Source organism: Mammaliicoccus sp. D-M19 (assembly GCF_022386695.1).
GTDB lineage: Bacteria > Bacillota > Bacilli > Staphylococcales > Staphylococcaceae > Mammaliicoccus > Mammaliicoccus sciuri.
The window spans coordinates 103442-119048 of record NZ_JAJNHW010000001.1; the positions used below are offsets into that span (position 1 = coordinate 103442).

Genomic DNA, 15607 nt, shown 5'->3' on the forward strand with positions numbered 1-15607 from the left:
GTAACTCTCCGCCTTTCTTATCGTTCTTGAACTAATTTAACAATTTTCTGAGCACCATCAGCCATGATAGATGCTGGCTCGATTGCTAAACCAGATTCTTTTAAGATTTGTTTACCTTGTTCAACATTAGTACCTTCAAGTCTTACAACTAAAGGCATGTCTAATTCAACTTCTTTAGCAGCAGCTACGATACCTTCAGCAATGACATCACATTTCATGATTCCACCAAAGATATTTACAAAGATACCTTCAACTTGTGAATCACCTAAGATGATTTTGAATGCTTCAGTAACTTTTTCTTTTGTTGCGCCGCCCCCAACGTCAAGGAAGTTAGCCGGATTACCGCCAAAGTGATTAATTGTATCCATCGTAGCCATAGCTAAGCCAGCTCCGTTTACCATACAACCGATGTTTCCATCAAGTGCGATATAAGATAAGTCGTATTTAGAAGCTTCAATTTCTTTTTCGTCTTCTTCTTCTAAATCGCGCATTTCAACGATATCTTTATGTCTGAATAAAGCGTTATCATCGAAGTTTACTTTTGCATCAAGTGCTAATACTTCACCACTTCCTGTTGTAACAAGTGGGTTAATTTCAACAATTGAGCAGTCTTTTTCTACAAACACATTATATAAAGACATCATTAATTTAACAGCTTTGTTAACTGATTCTTTAGGGATGTTAATATTAAATGCTATTCTTCTAGCTTGGTAAGGCATTAATCCAGTAACAGGATCAATTACTTCTTTGAAGATTTTTTCAGGAGTTGCTGCTGCAACTTCTTCAATTTCAGTTCCGCCTTCTTCTGAAGCCATTAAAGTAATTCTGTTTGTAGCTCTATCAATAACGAACCCAATGTAATATTCTTTTTGAATATCGCATCCTTCTTCGATAAGAAGACGTTTTACTTCTTTACCTTCAGGGCCAGTTTGATGTGTAACAAGTACTTTGCCTAATAATTCTTTAGCATATTCACGTACTTCATCAATTGATTTAGCAATTTTAACGCCACCAGCTTTACCACGTCCGCCAGCATGGATTTGCGCTTTAACAACATATACATTTGAATCTAATTCTTTCGCTTTTTCTACTGCTTCAGCAGGTGAAAAAGCCACTGAACCATTAGGTACAGCTACGCCCATAGAGCGAAAAATCTCTTTACCTTGATACTCATGGATATTCATTCTCCATCCTCCTAATACATACAATAATGTTTGCTTACTTCTCAATTATAGAAAATGTAAGCGTTATTGTAAACAAGGAGAGTCCAATTTTACGAATTGTTAGACTAATATTTCACTTTTGATTTGATAGGTTCAAAAGTTTTACGGTGTATCGGTGTAATACCATAATTTTCGAGCCCTTCTAAATGTGCTTTTGTTCCATATCCTTTGTTTTTATCAAAATCATATCCAGGATAATCAATATGATATTGAGACATTAACTTATCACGATATTCTTTAGCAATCACACTCGCTGCTGCTATTGAGACACTATTTAAGTCTCCTTTAATAATAGATGTTTGTGGAATGTCATTATCTAACTTCATCGCATCTATTAATAAGTGGTCTGGTTTGATTAACAATTGGTCTATTGCTCGCTGCATCGCTACCTTTGTTGCTTCATATATATTGAGTTCATCAATTTCTTCTACCGTTGCAATGCCAATACCTACTGCACGTGCACGATTATATATTTCTTGTTCGAAATAAGAACGTTTAGCTTGTGATAAAGCTTTTGAATCTGTAATGCCTAAATATTGATGGTTTTGTTCAAGAATAACCGCACTTGCTACGACCGGGCCTGCAAGTGGACCTCTCCCTACCTCATCAATCCCACAAATAACAGCATCTTTGTTTAAGTCTAATACTTGTTTTTCATATTGATTCATTTGAATATATTTATCATGAAGTTGTTCTATTTTTTCTAACTGCTTGATTCGCTTACTTAATGCACTTTGAACACCTTTACGTTCATCTTCGTTATAAGGTGATGCTTCAACTTCTTGAATCGTTAAATATTGTTTAATCTCTTCAACAATTTCTTTAATGCTCTTCTGTTTCATGCATGCCATCCTTCATTTCTTCATATATATCGAAGCAGTAATGACCAATTTTAGCATTACGTAAATCTCTAATGATTAACTCCGTGACAGACTCATAATCTACTTCGTTACCACGTTTTAACATACCTCTTCTTTTACCAATTTGATCAAACAAACCAATGACGTCACCGTCTTCAGGTAATTCAATTTGATAAAATTGTTTTAATTTTTCTGGATCATGATCGATTAAAAAGTTTAATCCATATATCGCAACTTCATCTAAATGTACAATACTGTCTTTAATTGCCCCTGTTAAACTCAGCTTTTTACCAATCGTTTGGTCTTCAAATTTCGGCCATAAAATACCTGGTGTATCTAACAATTCTAATTCTTTTCCTACTTTAATCCATTGTTGTTTTTTCGTCACACCTGGTGTATTACCTGTTTTAGCAATTGATTTTTTGGCTAATTTATTGATAAGTGTGGATTTACCTACATTCGGAATACCAACTATCATAGCTCTGATTGCTCTCGGACGAAGACCTTTACGTTTTTCTCTATCAAATTTTTCTTTAGTGGCAGCTTGTGCAGCTTTCATAAGCTCACCTAAATGTTTACCATGTTTCGAATCAATTTGAACTGGGAAAAAGCCTTGATTTTTAAAGTATTGTGTCCATTTATCTGTCTCACTTTGTTTTGACATGTCTTTTTTATTAAGTATTACAACACGAGGTTTTTGTTTAACAATGTCATCAATCATCGGATTTCTTGAAGATAGCGGAATACGTGCATCGACTAATTCGAATACCACATCTACCATTTTTAATTGTTCTGTTACTTCGCGTCTCGCTTTGGCCATATGACCTGGAAACCATTGAATTGTCATTTATATTTATCCTTTCTTATCTTAAACTATCGAAATATGATATATTAACCATATCTATATAGGAGGTTTGTTATGTTTATTTCAATTATAGTTCCTCTTTATAATGAGGAAACTAACATCTCTATTTTACATGAAAAAGTATCAAACGTCTTTTTAAATTTGCCGCATCAATTCGAAATCATTTTTGTTGATGATGGTTCTACAGATGCTTCTTTGAATTTAATTCAATCACTATCAGAAAAAGACAATCAAGTTAAATACATATCTTTCTCTAAAAATTTCGGCAAAGAATCTGCTATGTATTGTGGACTTGAACACAGTATAGGCGATGCTGTTATTATTATGGATTCAGACCTTCAACACCCACCCGAGATAATCCCACAAATGATTGAATTACATCTTGAAGGCTATCAACAAGTTGTCGCATTACGCAATCGCGACAAAGAGTCATTTTTCAAAAGAATTCCAGCTAAAATATTCTATAAATTATCTAGAAATATGATTGATGTTAAGTTAAAAAGTGGTGAAGGTGACTTTCGATTAATATCTAAAGAAGTTGTTGAGTCTATCATTAAAATGACAGAGTATAACCGATTCTCTAAAGGTATATTTGAATGGGTTGGCTTTAATAAGACAACTATTACATATGATCATCTAGATAGAAATCAAGGACGTTCTAAATATTCCAACTTTAAATTAATCGATTACGCAATTGATGGTATCGTTAGTTTTAATAATAAACCGCTTCGACTATGCTTTTATTTTGGTGGTATTACAATGTTTATCTGTCTTCTATATATTTTAATTACATTTATAAATATTATGATACATGGCATCGAAGAACCCGGTTATTTCACAATTATTTCTGCCATTTTATTCCTAGGTGGCCTTCAATTATTTAGTTTAGGTGTTATAGGTGAATACATTGGTCGTATTTATTATGAAACAAAAGATAGACCAAAATATATTATTCAACAAACAAACCTTAAATCTCACGAATAACACATATAGGTGAATCAAATGATAAATAAAATAAAAACTTTTTTTTATAACAACGCTATTTACAAATACATTTTGCTTTTCGGTGTTTTAGCCATTTTAGGTCATACTTATATACTTTATCGCTATTTTAAAGATGGTATTATCTTTACTGGACCAAATGATGGTATCGAACAAATGTTACCAATTCAAATGTATTTATATGAACATTGGACACATGGAACATTTTTCTATTCAACTGATTTAGGTCTTGGTGGAGATATGTTTATGGATTTGTCCTATTACTTCTCTACGAATATTTTGTTCATTATCAATGTCATTTTTGTTTGGTTAGGCTCATTTATCTTCCATTTTAATACGGATCATATGTTATTTTGGGCTCAGAATGCCATTGTCATATCAATCGTAAAGTCATTTTTAATTATGAGTTTTACCTTTTTATATGTTAAGAAGATTGGCTTAAATCGAACTGCTTCAATAGTTGCAGCTTTTCTATTTGCAGTTTCTCCTATTTATTTTAGGTTTACTGTATATTGGCCATTCTTTAGCGATGTCTTTGTGCTATTACCATTATTATTATTCAGTATTGAAAGATTTTTAAAAGATAAAAAGATTGGCATGTTTATCGTAATCGTTGCCCTAACGTTTATCAATAACTTTTATTTCGCATACTATCAGTTTTTAACAGGACTCATTTACTTTTTCTATCGATTTATTTTTCAACATAAGGCTGATATCGTACCAAGAATACAACAACTTAAATTACTTGTAGTAGCGAGTATACTTGGTCTTGGAAGTAGTTTATTTATTTTCTTCCACTCTGCCCATAGTTTCATTGGGAATAATCGTGCAATTTATAATGGAACGATTCCATTACTGTCTAACTTTAATAAACATGACAATATATTCTATGACAATTATTTAATTGTAGTACTTTTTATAGCCATTCAGGCGCTTTTAACAATAAAGCTTTACAAACATTATTATTATAGATTATTTAGCATTTTTACGATTATTTTAATGATTGCAAGCTTTATACCTTATGTAGATAGTATTTTTAATGGCTTTTCTGCACCACAAAAAAGATGGCATTATTTATTAACATTCTTTTCTAGTGGTTTAATTGCGAGTTACGTATATTACTTTAAATCGATTAGCATCAAGCAATATATCATCACCGCCATACCAGGTTTTATCGTCATTTTTTCAAGTTATTACGTAACTAAAGATTATGTCAGTTGGATTTGGATGGTACCTATTCTATTTGTAATAGGATTGCTCGTATTAACCATAAAGCGTTTTACACGTTTATTAACACTTGTATTTGCGACAATGATTTTGTTAACTTCTTTCTTAGTCTCAAAAGATCATAGTAAGAACCAAATCTATCACGAAGATCATGAAAGACGTGCAAATAAATTCTTTATTCAAGCAAGTACGTTTGATAGTGGTTTACAACGAAGTCATGTATCACATTTAAATCAACAATTGAATCCTGATGAAAGATTAGGATGGCGCGTATTAACACAAGACAATACACCTATGTATCAACATTTTAAAGGTCTTAGTTTATACTCTAGTATTTTTGATGGCGGTTTAAATCAATATCTTTTTGAAGATGCAAAAGTTAATCTACAAAATGAATCGTTAAGTCGTTATAGCGATATGCAAGATAGATCAAACTTATACAGCCTTTGGTCAACAAAGTATATAATGAAGAAATCATATCAAAAATCATCGCCAGCAAACTTTAAATTGATTCAAGACGATGGCAAATATCAAATATTAGAAAACGAGCAACCGTTACCTGCAGTTAAAGTAACCGATCAATATTATGATGCCAATAATATTCATAAACCGTTAGATCTTGAACATGCTATGATTAAAGGTGTTGTTACAACAGATAAAGATAAAGTTAATTCAGAAATAAACAAAGCACCGAATCTTTTAAATCAAACTACCATTACAACACGTGATGCCGATTATCAACACAATATGTTGACCGTGCCTCGAAATGGAGATGGTTTAACGATTCAGCTACCTAAAAAGTTAACGAATCAATATCAAGATTTATATTTAATGTTACATTTAGAACGGGAATTACCACAATCAAACTTTACAATTCAAGTAAATGATTATCCAAATAATCGTCTCTTCCAAGATTCAAAATATCGCATGAATCAAGATGATTTACTTTATCGTGTGCCAGTACCTAAAGATGGTAAAATATTTATCTCATTAACGAATGGGAAATATAAATTACAATTACAAGGTTTATATGGTGAAAATTATCAAACGTTGAAGCAAGCTCATAAAGAGAAACGTTATACTTACCATGAAAAAAATGGGAAAATTAATATATCTTTAAAAGAACACAAAAAAGGAACAGCAGTCATCAATATACCGTATAGAGAAGGCTTAAAGGCTAAAGTAGACGGTAAGGACAAAGCCATTCACAAAGTCAATCACATTATGTCAGGTATTGATGTAGAACAACAAGACAAAGATATAGAAATCACTTATCAACCACCCTATTTTAAAACGATGATTTTGGTTTCATTTGTTTCAATTATTTTAAGTATCGTCTTCACAAGAAAAGTGAATAGTAAGCTGCAAACTTAAATATATTCGACCCTTATTAGTCAATAAAAAATAAGCATATCACCAGCAACTGAGTAATCAGTTCAGTGATATGCTTATTTATTTTGTATCGGGATATATGTCCCAATCACTTAAACGCTTAGCAAGCAATGCCAAGGTTTATATTATCTAATTTCTTTAATACGAGCAGCTTTACCACGTAGGCTACGTAAGTAGTAAAGTTTCGCACGACGTACTTTACCGCGACGTTTAACTTCGATTTTCTCGATTTTTGGAGTGTGTACAGGGAATGTACGCTCAACACCAACACCGTAAGAAATTTTACGAACTGTAAACGTTTCAGAAATTCCGCCACCACGACGTTTAATAACTACACCTTCGAACACTTGGATACGTTCGCGGCTACCTTCAACGATACGTACGTGTACAGTTAAAGTGTCACCAGCACGGAATGTTGGAATATCCGTACGTAATTGGTCTTTTGTTACTGCTTCGATTAACTTATTATTACTCATTATATTCTCTCCTTCTGACTATGTTCTTGCCCAATGTAATTGTTTCATATAAATGCTAGCAGCGGATCATAGTGAATTTGTGCTCACACACTTATATTAATATATCACATTGTACAAGTTGATTCAATCTATTTTTTGTTATCATTTAAGAAACGTTTATCCGCTTCTGTTAATGGATAACTTTCTAACAAATCTGGTCTTCTCTGTTGTGTTCTTAACAATGATTGTTCATGTCTCCATTTTTCAATGTTTGCATGATTCCCAGATAATAATACATCTGGTACCTTTAAGCCTTCATAATCTGCTGGTCTAGTGTACTGAGGATGTTCTAATAATCCAGATGAAAATGAATCATCTTCATGTGATACTTGATTGCCAAGAACACCTGGTAATAGTCTTACGATTGCATCTGTCATTGTCATGCTCGCAAGTTCGCCACCCGTTAATACAAAGTCTCCAATTGATATTTCATCCGTTACACAATGTTCTCTAATACGCTCATCATATCCTTCATAATGACCACAAATAAAAATAATATGATCACTTTCTGATAAAGACTCCGCTTTCGCTTGAGTGAATGGCTCACCTTGTGGACACATTAAAATCACACGCGTGTTTTCATCTTTATCTAATGAACGAAGTGCATTGAATACAGGTTCTGGTTTAAGGACCATACCTTGTCCGCCACCATAAGGATAATCATCAACTTGTGAATGTTTATTATTCGCAAAATCTCTAAAATTCACTGTATTAAATTGAACAATTTCTTTATCTTGTGCTCGTTTCATTATGGAATGATTGAGTACACCTTCATACATTTCTGGAAACAGTGTTAAATAATCAATCTTCATCAGTCTAATAAACCTTCTAACGGTTCAATTTTAATAGTCTTCAGATCAACATCAACATGTTTAACAACATCTTCAATATAAGGAATTAAATATTCTTTATCTCCCTTAACGACCCATACATCGTTAGCACCTGTCTCCATTATTTCGATTACTCTACCTAACGCTTCTTCATCAACGAACACTGTACAACCAATAATATCTGAATAATAATATTCATTTTCTTCAAGTTCAATCGCTTCATTTAATTGTTCTTGGTAAATTTTAGAACCTTTTAAATGTTCGATATCATTAATGTTATGAATACCTTCAAACGTTAAAAGATGAAAATTCTTGTGCATTCTATGTGATGCTATAGTAAATGAAAATGATTCATTATTTTTCTTAACTGTAATAAGTTGACCTTTATGAAATCGTTCATCGGTAAAGTCAGAATCTGATAATACTTTCACTTCACCTTTAATACCATGTGTATTAACAATTTTGCCTATTTCAACATTCATTGAGCTGTGCCTCCTCAACTGTTTCATTAATTATTAACATTAAAAAAGAGCACCAATTAGGTACTCTTAATTAACTTCTACAAACACTTTCTTGCCTTGCTCGTTCATTGAACCAGACACAATTGTACGAATTGCTTTAATCATTCTGCCCTTCTTACCAATAATTCTGCCAATGTCTTCTTCATGAACGTCTATATTGAACGTAATGCTAGAATCTTGTTCATCTTTAGATATATTGATGTTCTCCGGATAATCTACGAGCGGTACTATAATTGTTTGTATTAATTTTTCCAATATAATCTACGCTTTACTTAGAAAGTTTAGAATTATGGAATTTCTCCATGATACCTTGAGTTGATAAGATATCACGAACTGTATCAGTAGGTTTTGCACCGTCAGCTAACCATTTTAAAGCTAACTCTTCGTCAACTTTGATTTCTGCTTCTGGTTTAGCAACTGGATTGTAAGTACCGATTGGTTCGATAATACGACCATCACGTGGAGAACGTGCATCTGCTACTACTATACGATAAAATGGGTTTCTTTTTGACCCTTTACGTGTTAAACGAATTTTAACTGCCATGTTTAAAAAACTCCTTACTCATTTATAATTTCTTTTCTACAAGTAAATACTATAACAGGATATAAATTGTTTGTAAAGTGTTTTCTCTTTACCAATTTAAATTTCATACAAAATAAGAGAGCAAAGCTGGCATTACCCCTTAAAGATTGCTGCCATAACTTTGCTCTATATTAAAGTTATATCATACTTCTATTAGAACGGTAAGTTCATTCCTTGGAATGGATTTCCGCCTCGCTTACCTTTTTTACCTTTTTTATTGCTACCTGTAAATTGTTTCATCATTTTCTTCATATCGCCAAATTGCTTGATCAATCTATTTACTTCTTGTAAAGAACGACCTGAACCTTTAGCAATACGACGTTTTCTAGAAACATTTAAAATGTCAGGATTATTTCTTTCTTCTAAAGTCATAGAACGGATAATCGCTTGAACATTATCGATTTGTTTAGGATCCATGTTAGCATTTTTCATGCCTTTCATTTTGTTAGCACCTGGAATCATATTCATCAGATCATCTAACGAACCTAAACCTTTAACTTGTTCTAATTGTTCTAAGAAATCATCAAACGTAAATGAAGATGTTCTCATTTTCTTTTCTAATTCTTTAGCTTTTTCTTCATCGACACCTTGTTGGGCTTTTTCAATTAAACTTAATACGTCACCCATACCTAAAATTCTAGATGCCATACGTTCTGGATGGAACAATTCAAGTCCATCTAGCTTTTCACTCATACCAATAAATTTAATTGGCTTTTCAGTAACAGAACGGATCGAAAGTGCTGCACCACCACGTGTGTCACCATCTAATTTAGTTAATGTTACACCTGTTACATCTAATGTATTATCAAATGATTCTGCAACATTTACAGCATCTTGACCTGTCATAGAGTCTACAACAAGCATAATTTCATCTGGTTTAGATACTTCTTTAACGTCTACAAGCTCATTCATTAATGCTTCATCAATATGCAGACGACCTGCTGTATCGATAATAACAAAGTCTAAATGTTCTTCACGTGCATATTTCAACGCATTCTCAGTAATTTGTTTTGGACTTACTTGATCGCCTTCAGTATATACAGGTATATCAATTTGCTTACCAACCGTTTGTAACTGTTGAATCGCAGCTGGTCTATAAATATCACATGCGACAAGTAATGGCTTTTTGTTATATTTTTTTCTCATTAATAATGCTAATTTACCTGCAGTTGTTGTTTTACCTGCACCTTGTAAACCGACCATCATCACAACAGTAGGTGGTTTACTGCTCATGTTAATTTTACTATTTTCTCCACCCATTAAAGTTGTTAATTCATCTTGAACAATCTTGATGACTTGTTGTCCAGGTGTTAAAGATTGCATAACATCTGCACCTAACGCACGCTCAGATACTGTGTTTACAAAAGATTTAACAACTTTAAAGTTAACGTCTGCTTCTAATAATGCTAATCGTACTTCACGCATCATTGCTTTAATATCTTGCTCTGTAACTTTACCCTTACCTTTGATGCGTTGCATCGTGGCTTGAAGTCTTTCGGATAACCCTTCAAATGCCATAAATTTCTCCTCCTATTCAAGAATTTCTAAGCGTTCTATCGCCTGATTAAGTTCTTGATTATCTCCTGACAATCTTTTTAATTCATCAATAATAGATTGTCTTTCTTTAAATTTTTTAAAGAGCTGTAATTTCGTTTCGTACTCTTCTAATAATTCATCTGTTCGTTTTATATTATCATATACTGCTTGTCGACTCACATGAAATGTCTCTGCAATTTCACTTAGTGCATAATCTTGTAAATAATATAATTCTAAATAATTGCGTTGTTTTTCAGTTAATAACCCTTGATAAAAATCAAATAAGTAATTCATTCTCATTGTTTTTATAAGTTCATTATTTTCCGTCATTTTGATCAGCTTCTTCAGTAGTATTTTCAACAGATTCATTCGCATCTATCATATCTGCAAATAATCCATAAACATAGCTTTCTGCATCAAATGGTTGTAAGTCATCAAGTTTTTCACCGAGTCCTACAAATTTAACTGGAATTTGTAATTCATTACGTATTGCTAACACGATACCACCTTTTGCTGTTCCGTCAAGTTTTGTTAATACGATACCTGTTACTTGTGTCACTTCTTTAAATGATTTAGCTTGTGACAATGCGTTTTGACCAGTTGTAGCATCTAATGCTAATAATACTTCATGTGGTGCTCCAGGTACATTACGATCAATAACTTTTCTAACTTTTTGTAATTCATTCATCAAGTTTGCTTTATTTTGTAATCGTCCTGCTGTATCACAAATTAAAATATCAGCACCTCTATTTTTAGCAGCATTTACAGCATCATACATAACTGCTGCTGGGTCAGAACCTTCTTTTTGACTAATCACTTCTACGCCAACACGTTCTCCCCATACTTTCAATTGTTCAATAGCACCTGCACGGAAAGTATCTCCAGCTGCTAACATGACTTTTTTACCTTCTTGCTTATAACGGTGTGCTAATTTACCAATTGTCGTCGTTTTACCGACACCATTAACACCAACCATTAATATAACATTTAATCGGTCATTTTCAATATTCATTTGATCAATATCTTCATCATCTTGCACATATATTTCGACTATTTTTTCAACGATGACTTCTCTTAATTCAGATGTTTCACTAATATTTTGGCGTTTAGCTTCCATACGTAATTCATCAACAAGTTCCATAACTGTGTTAAATCCAACATCTGCTTGAATTAACATTTCTTCTAATGCTTCAAAGAAATCTTCGTCAACTTTACGGTAAACAGCTAATAAATCATTTAATTTATTTTGGAAGTTCTCTCTAGATTTTTCTAATCCTTGTTTGAACTTAGCACCAAGTTGTTCTGATTCCCATTCTTCAAACTCATCTAATGACATTAATCCATCGTCAAACTGAACCGCTTCAGGATTTTCTTTTTCATTAGACTCAGGTTCTAAGTCTTGGACTGGTTGTTCTTCTTGGTTTTCAATTTCTTTGTTTTTTTCTTCACTAGGAGAGAATTTATCCTTTAATCGTTTAAAAAAACTCATGATTGTAATGCCTCCAATTCTTCTTCTTTAATTGATTTTAAGTTAACACTCACAAGTTTAGAAATGCCTGCTTCTTGCATTGTAACACCATATAAGCTATCCGCGTATGACATTGTGCCTTTTCTATGTGTAATGACGATAAATTGAGTTTCTGATTTAAGTTGATCTAAATATTCTGCATATCTTATCACATTTTGTTCATCTAATGCAGCTTCAACTTCATCTAGTATTACAAAAGGCGCTGTACGTGCTTTTAATATTGCAAAGAGTAAACTGATTGCAGATAGCGCACGTTCTCCACCACTAAGTAGCGATAAGTATTGTCGATTCTTACCTGGAGGTTGTACGACAATTTCAACACCAGCATCTAAAATATCTTTATCTGTAAGTTGTAACTCAGCACGTCCACCATTGAAGAGTGATTTAAACACATTTCCAAAATGATGATTCACTTCATCAAAGGTTTCTTTAAATCTAGTAGATACTTCGCCATCCATTTCTAATATGACTTGTTCTAATGTTTCTTTTGCTTCTAATAAATCTGTTCTTTGGTCACTTAAGAATGTATATCTTTCATTAACTTCTTTAAATTGTTCAATCGCATTTAAATTTACATGTCCAAGTTCATCTATAGACATTTTCGTTAATTTAACTGTTTTTCTTGCTTCTGAAATATCTTCTGGCATTTCATACAATGATTGTGCTTTTTCAAAAGTTAATTGATACGTTTCATTTAAGTGTGTCAATTGATGCTCAATCATAATATCTATTTTAGAGTGCTTACTCACCATATCTTGTAAGCCTGTTTCTAAACCAGAAATGCTTTGATGCATAGATTGCGTATCGCGCTCAATTTGCTCAATTTCTTCTTGAATAGATTTATATTTATTTTGATTATCCATCATTTTCGTTTCTATTTCTTGCTTTTTATCTGTAAACAGTTGAATTTGACTTTCGACTTTTTCAAATTGACCACTACCCATATAATCATCGGAATTGATTAATTCAATTTGGTCATTAATCTTAGTTAACGTATGTTCATATTCGTTTAAATCTTCTTTAAGTCGTTTCTTATCTTGTTCTTTCAAACGATTTCGTTCTTTTTCAACTGCAAGATTTGAACGCTTTTCATTTAATGTATTTTGAATTGTTTTTTCACTATCTTTACTATGTGAAAGAGATGCATTTAATTGATTAATTTCGTTATCAATTTTCTCTATATCTTGTTTAATATTTACAAGTTTATTTTGCTTTTCTTGTAATGTTTCTTGACCTTTCACAAAGTTATAGCCATCATTCTTCTCAAATTCAAACGTTTCATTTTCGTCTTTTAATCGTTTTTCTTTAGCTAATACTGCATCTAATTGTAACGTTACTTCATGCTCTTTAGCTCTTAATTCAGTACCTTTTTCTTGTGTTTCAGTTAAGGACTGTTCAATATTTTGAACTTCTTGTTTTAATGCTTTGACATTCTCTTCGATTTGAGTTGTTTGTTGCATAAAGTTCTGATACTTATCTTCAGTCGTTTTCAGTTCATCTTTTTGTGATAACAAACTTGCTTTCTTTTCTTTGCCACCACCGGTCATAGCACCACCAGGCGTAATCACATCACCTTCAAGTGTCACAATTCTATGCTTGAACTGAATTAACCTCGCAAGTTGATTGGCAGTTTCTAAATCTTTAGCAATAATTGTACTACCTAACAAATGCTCTACAATATTTCGATATTTCTCGTCATATTTAACGCCTTCAGAAGCTACTGTAATGAAACCTTGTTGATCATTAATTTGCTCGATAACAGATTGTGGTATAAATCGTTTTTTAACCACATTCATTGGTAAGAATGTAGCACGGCCTAGCTTTTTATCTTTTAAATATTTAATCGCTAATCGTGCATCTTTTTCTTCTTTTACAATAATATGTTGTAAAGAAGCACCTAGCGCTATTTCTATTGCTGTTGTTAATTTAGAGGGTGTATCGATAATTTCTGCAACTGCACCTTCTATACCATTGAGTGACTTTTCTTTCAGCACATGCTTCACACCAGAATAAAATCCAGAGTATTCATCTTGCATACTCTTTAACGTATTAATACGCGTCTTCATTTGTTCTGTATAACGGTACGCTTGATACAGTTTTGACTCCGTATCTTTATATGCTTGTTCTTTACTTTTCAACAACTTATGATCAGATTTGTATTTTTCAGTTGTTTCTTGAAGTTCTTTTTCAACAGATTGTAGCTTTTCGGTATAAGTCGATTTATCTTCCCAAACACGTTGAAGTTCTTCGTATACTTCTTTTTGTCTGCCATCTAACCTTGATTGTTTTTCTTGATGTGTTGCTAATTTGTCTTCTAAAAATCTAATATCATTATTAATGTCTGATTGTTCTGTCATGAGTTGATAATAACGATCTTTCAATTGTTCAATTTTCTCTTCAAATGTACCTTCTTTATTCGATAATTGACCTTCAAGTCCATTAATTTCTTGCACTAATGCTTGATATCTATCTTTAAATTCTTTCAATTCCACATCTATTTCTTTAATTTGTTCCGTAATTTTGTTAATTCTCATTTGAGAAGCTTGCTTTTCTTCTTCTAGTCTTTCATTTGTCGCATCACTATTTTTTTGACGTTCTTTTAAGACTTCTAATTGACCAGTAAATCTTTCTAATGATTCAGTCGCATCAACTAATGCCTTGTTATCATTTTGAATTTGATTAGAAATCTGATCTCTCGATTTTTTCTTTTCATTTAATTCAAATGTCATAGCGTCTAATTCATTTGTTTTTTGTTCTTTTTGATATTGAAAATGCTCGATCTCTTGTTCAAGCTTTTTAAAATCTTTATTTAAACTTTCAATATCATATACCGTTACAGTAATATCACTCTTTTTCATTTCTTCTTTTAAAGCAATATACTCTTCAGCAATCGCAGCTTCTTCTCTTAGAGGCTCAACTCTTGCCTCTAAATCGAATACAATGTCTTCAACACGATTTAAATTTTGTTCTGTTTCGTCTAATTTTTGTGTCGCTTCTTTTTTACGTTTTTTATATTTTAATACGCCAGCTGCTTCTTCTATGAGATATCTTCTATCACTAGGTTTAGCATTTAATACTTCATCAACTTTACCTTGAGAAATAATACTAAAAGCTTCTTTACCAAGACCTGAATCTAAAAATAGATCTAGGACTGATTTTAAGCGTGTTCGTTCTTTATTTAAATAATATTCACTGTCACCATTTCTATATAAGCGGCGTTCAACTGTTATTGTATCTTCATCTATATTTAATTTTCTTGAATGATTATCCAATGTTAATTTTACTTCTGCATATTGGCACTTTTTACGTTCTTTCGACCCATTAAAGATGACATCTTCCATCTTAGATCCACGTAAACTTTTTGCTGATTGCTCACCGAGAACCCATTTTATAGCATCCGTAATATTACTTTTACCACTACCATTTGGGCCTACAATAGCTGTCACACCATTATCAAAGTCTACATGTGTATGTTCAGCAAAAGATTTAAATCCATATGCATCTATTGATTTTAAATAAACCATA

14 protein-coding genes are annotated in these 15607 nt (G+C 32.3%); 2 read left to right on the plus strand and 12 right to left on the minus strand.

Features of this window, described 5'->3' with window-relative positions; genetic code table 11:
• Positions 1 to 17 precede the first annotated feature (17 nt).
• From sucC to ylqF, 3 genes are all read right to left on the minus strand, one after another.
• The gene (gene sucC / locus LQ675_RS00480; protein ID WP_075577879.1) at positions 18 to 1184 is read right to left on the minus strand and encodes an ADP-forming succinate--CoA ligase subunit beta; all 1167 of its coding nucleotides are present in this window, start codon (positions 1182 to 1184) and stop codon (positions 18 to 20) included.
• 104 nt (positions 1185 to 1288) lie between these two features.
• The gene (locus LQ675_RS00485) at positions 1289 to 2065 is read right to left on the minus strand and encodes a ribonuclease HII (protein ID WP_058591380.1); all 777 of its coding nucleotides are present in this window, start codon (positions 2063 to 2065) and stop codon (positions 1289 to 1291) included.
• On the minus strand, positions 2046 to 2930 hold the full coding sequence (gene ylqF, locus LQ675_RS00490) for a ribosome biogenesis GTPase YlqF (protein ID WP_025905311.1): 885 nt from the start codon (positions 2928 to 2930) through the stop codon (positions 2046 to 2048). Before ylqF ends, LQ675_RS00485 begins: the two co-directional genes overlap by 20 nt.
• A gap of 72 nt (positions 2931 to 3002) precedes the next feature.
• Here ylqF and LQ675_RS00495 point away from each other — a divergent pair, with 72 nt between their 5' ends.
• The gene (locus LQ675_RS00495; protein WP_078355704.1) at positions 3003 to 3932 is read left to right on the plus strand and encodes a glycosyltransferase family 2 protein; all 930 of its coding nucleotides are present in this window, start codon (positions 3003 to 3005) and stop codon (positions 3930 to 3932) included.
• An 18-nt stretch (positions 3933 to 3950) separates the two neighbouring features.
• Positions 3951 to 6551: a YfhO family protein gene (locus tag LQ675_RS00500; RefSeq protein WP_152291674.1), complete on the plus strand. Its 2601-nt coding sequence runs from the start codon at positions 3951 to 3953 to the stop codon at positions 6549 to 6551.
• Positions 6552 to 6694: 143 nt separating this feature from the next.
• Here LQ675_RS00500 and rplS read toward each other — a convergent pair whose 3' ends face one another.
• The 9 genes from rplS to smc form a co-directional block, all read right to left on the minus strand.
• Positions 6695 to 7045 carry a 50S ribosomal protein L19 gene (gene rplS / locus LQ675_RS00505; RefSeq protein WP_025905308.1) on the minus strand — a complete coding sequence of 117 codons (351 nt, stop codon included), beginning with the start codon at positions 7043 to 7045 and terminating at the stop codon, positions 6695 to 6697.
• A gap of 128 nt (positions 7046 to 7173) precedes the next feature.
• Positions 7174 to 7896 (minus strand): tRNA (guanosine(37)-N1)-methyltransferase TrmD, encoded by a 723-nt coding sequence (gene trmD / locus LQ675_RS00510; protein ID WP_048542543.1) that lies wholly within the window; start codon positions 7894 to 7896, stop codon positions 7174 to 7176.
• A complete protein-coding gene (gene rimM / locus LQ675_RS00515) occupies positions 7896 to 8396 on the minus strand; it encodes a ribosome maturation factor RimM (RefSeq protein ID WP_058591375.1) in 501 nt (166 codons plus the stop codon). Before rimM ends, trmD begins: the two co-directional genes overlap by 1 nt.
• Before the next feature lie 66 nt (positions 8397 to 8462).
• Positions 8463 to 8690 carry a KH domain-containing protein gene (locus LQ675_RS00520; protein ID WP_025905305.1) on the minus strand — a complete coding sequence of 76 codons (228 nt, stop codon included), beginning with the start codon at positions 8688 to 8690 and terminating at the stop codon, positions 8463 to 8465.
• Between the two features lie 13 nt (positions 8691 to 8703).
• Positions 8704 to 8979: a 30S ribosomal protein S16 gene (gene rpsP / locus LQ675_RS00525; RefSeq protein WP_016910739.1), complete on the minus strand. Its 276-nt coding sequence runs from the start codon at positions 8977 to 8979 to the stop codon at positions 8704 to 8706.
• Between the two features lie 192 nt (positions 8980 to 9171).
• Positions 9172 to 10536, minus strand: a complete 1365-nt coding sequence (gene ffh, locus LQ675_RS00530; protein ID WP_049319125.1) for a signal recognition particle protein — start codon at positions 10534 to 10536, stop codon at positions 9172 to 9174.
• Positions 10537 to 10548: 12 nt separating this feature from the next.
• Complete coding sequence (locus LQ675_RS00535; protein WP_025905303.1) at positions 10549 to 10884, minus strand: putative DNA-binding protein; 336 nt, start codon at positions 10882 to 10884, stop codon at positions 10549 to 10551.
• Positions 10871 to 12043, minus strand: coding sequence for a signal recognition particle-docking protein FtsY (gene ftsY, locus LQ675_RS00540; RefSeq protein ID WP_048542538.1), 1173 nt, complete (start codon positions 12041 to 12043; stop codon positions 10871 to 10873). Before ftsY ends, LQ675_RS00535 begins: the two co-directional genes overlap by 14 nt.
• Entirely contained in the window at positions 12040 to 15606 is a 3567-nt protein-coding gene (smc, locus tag LQ675_RS00545) for a chromosome segregation protein SMC (protein ID WP_075577856.1), read from the minus strand. Before smc ends, ftsY begins: the two co-directional genes overlap by 4 nt.
• Between the last annotated feature and the right edge of the window lies 1 nt (position 15607).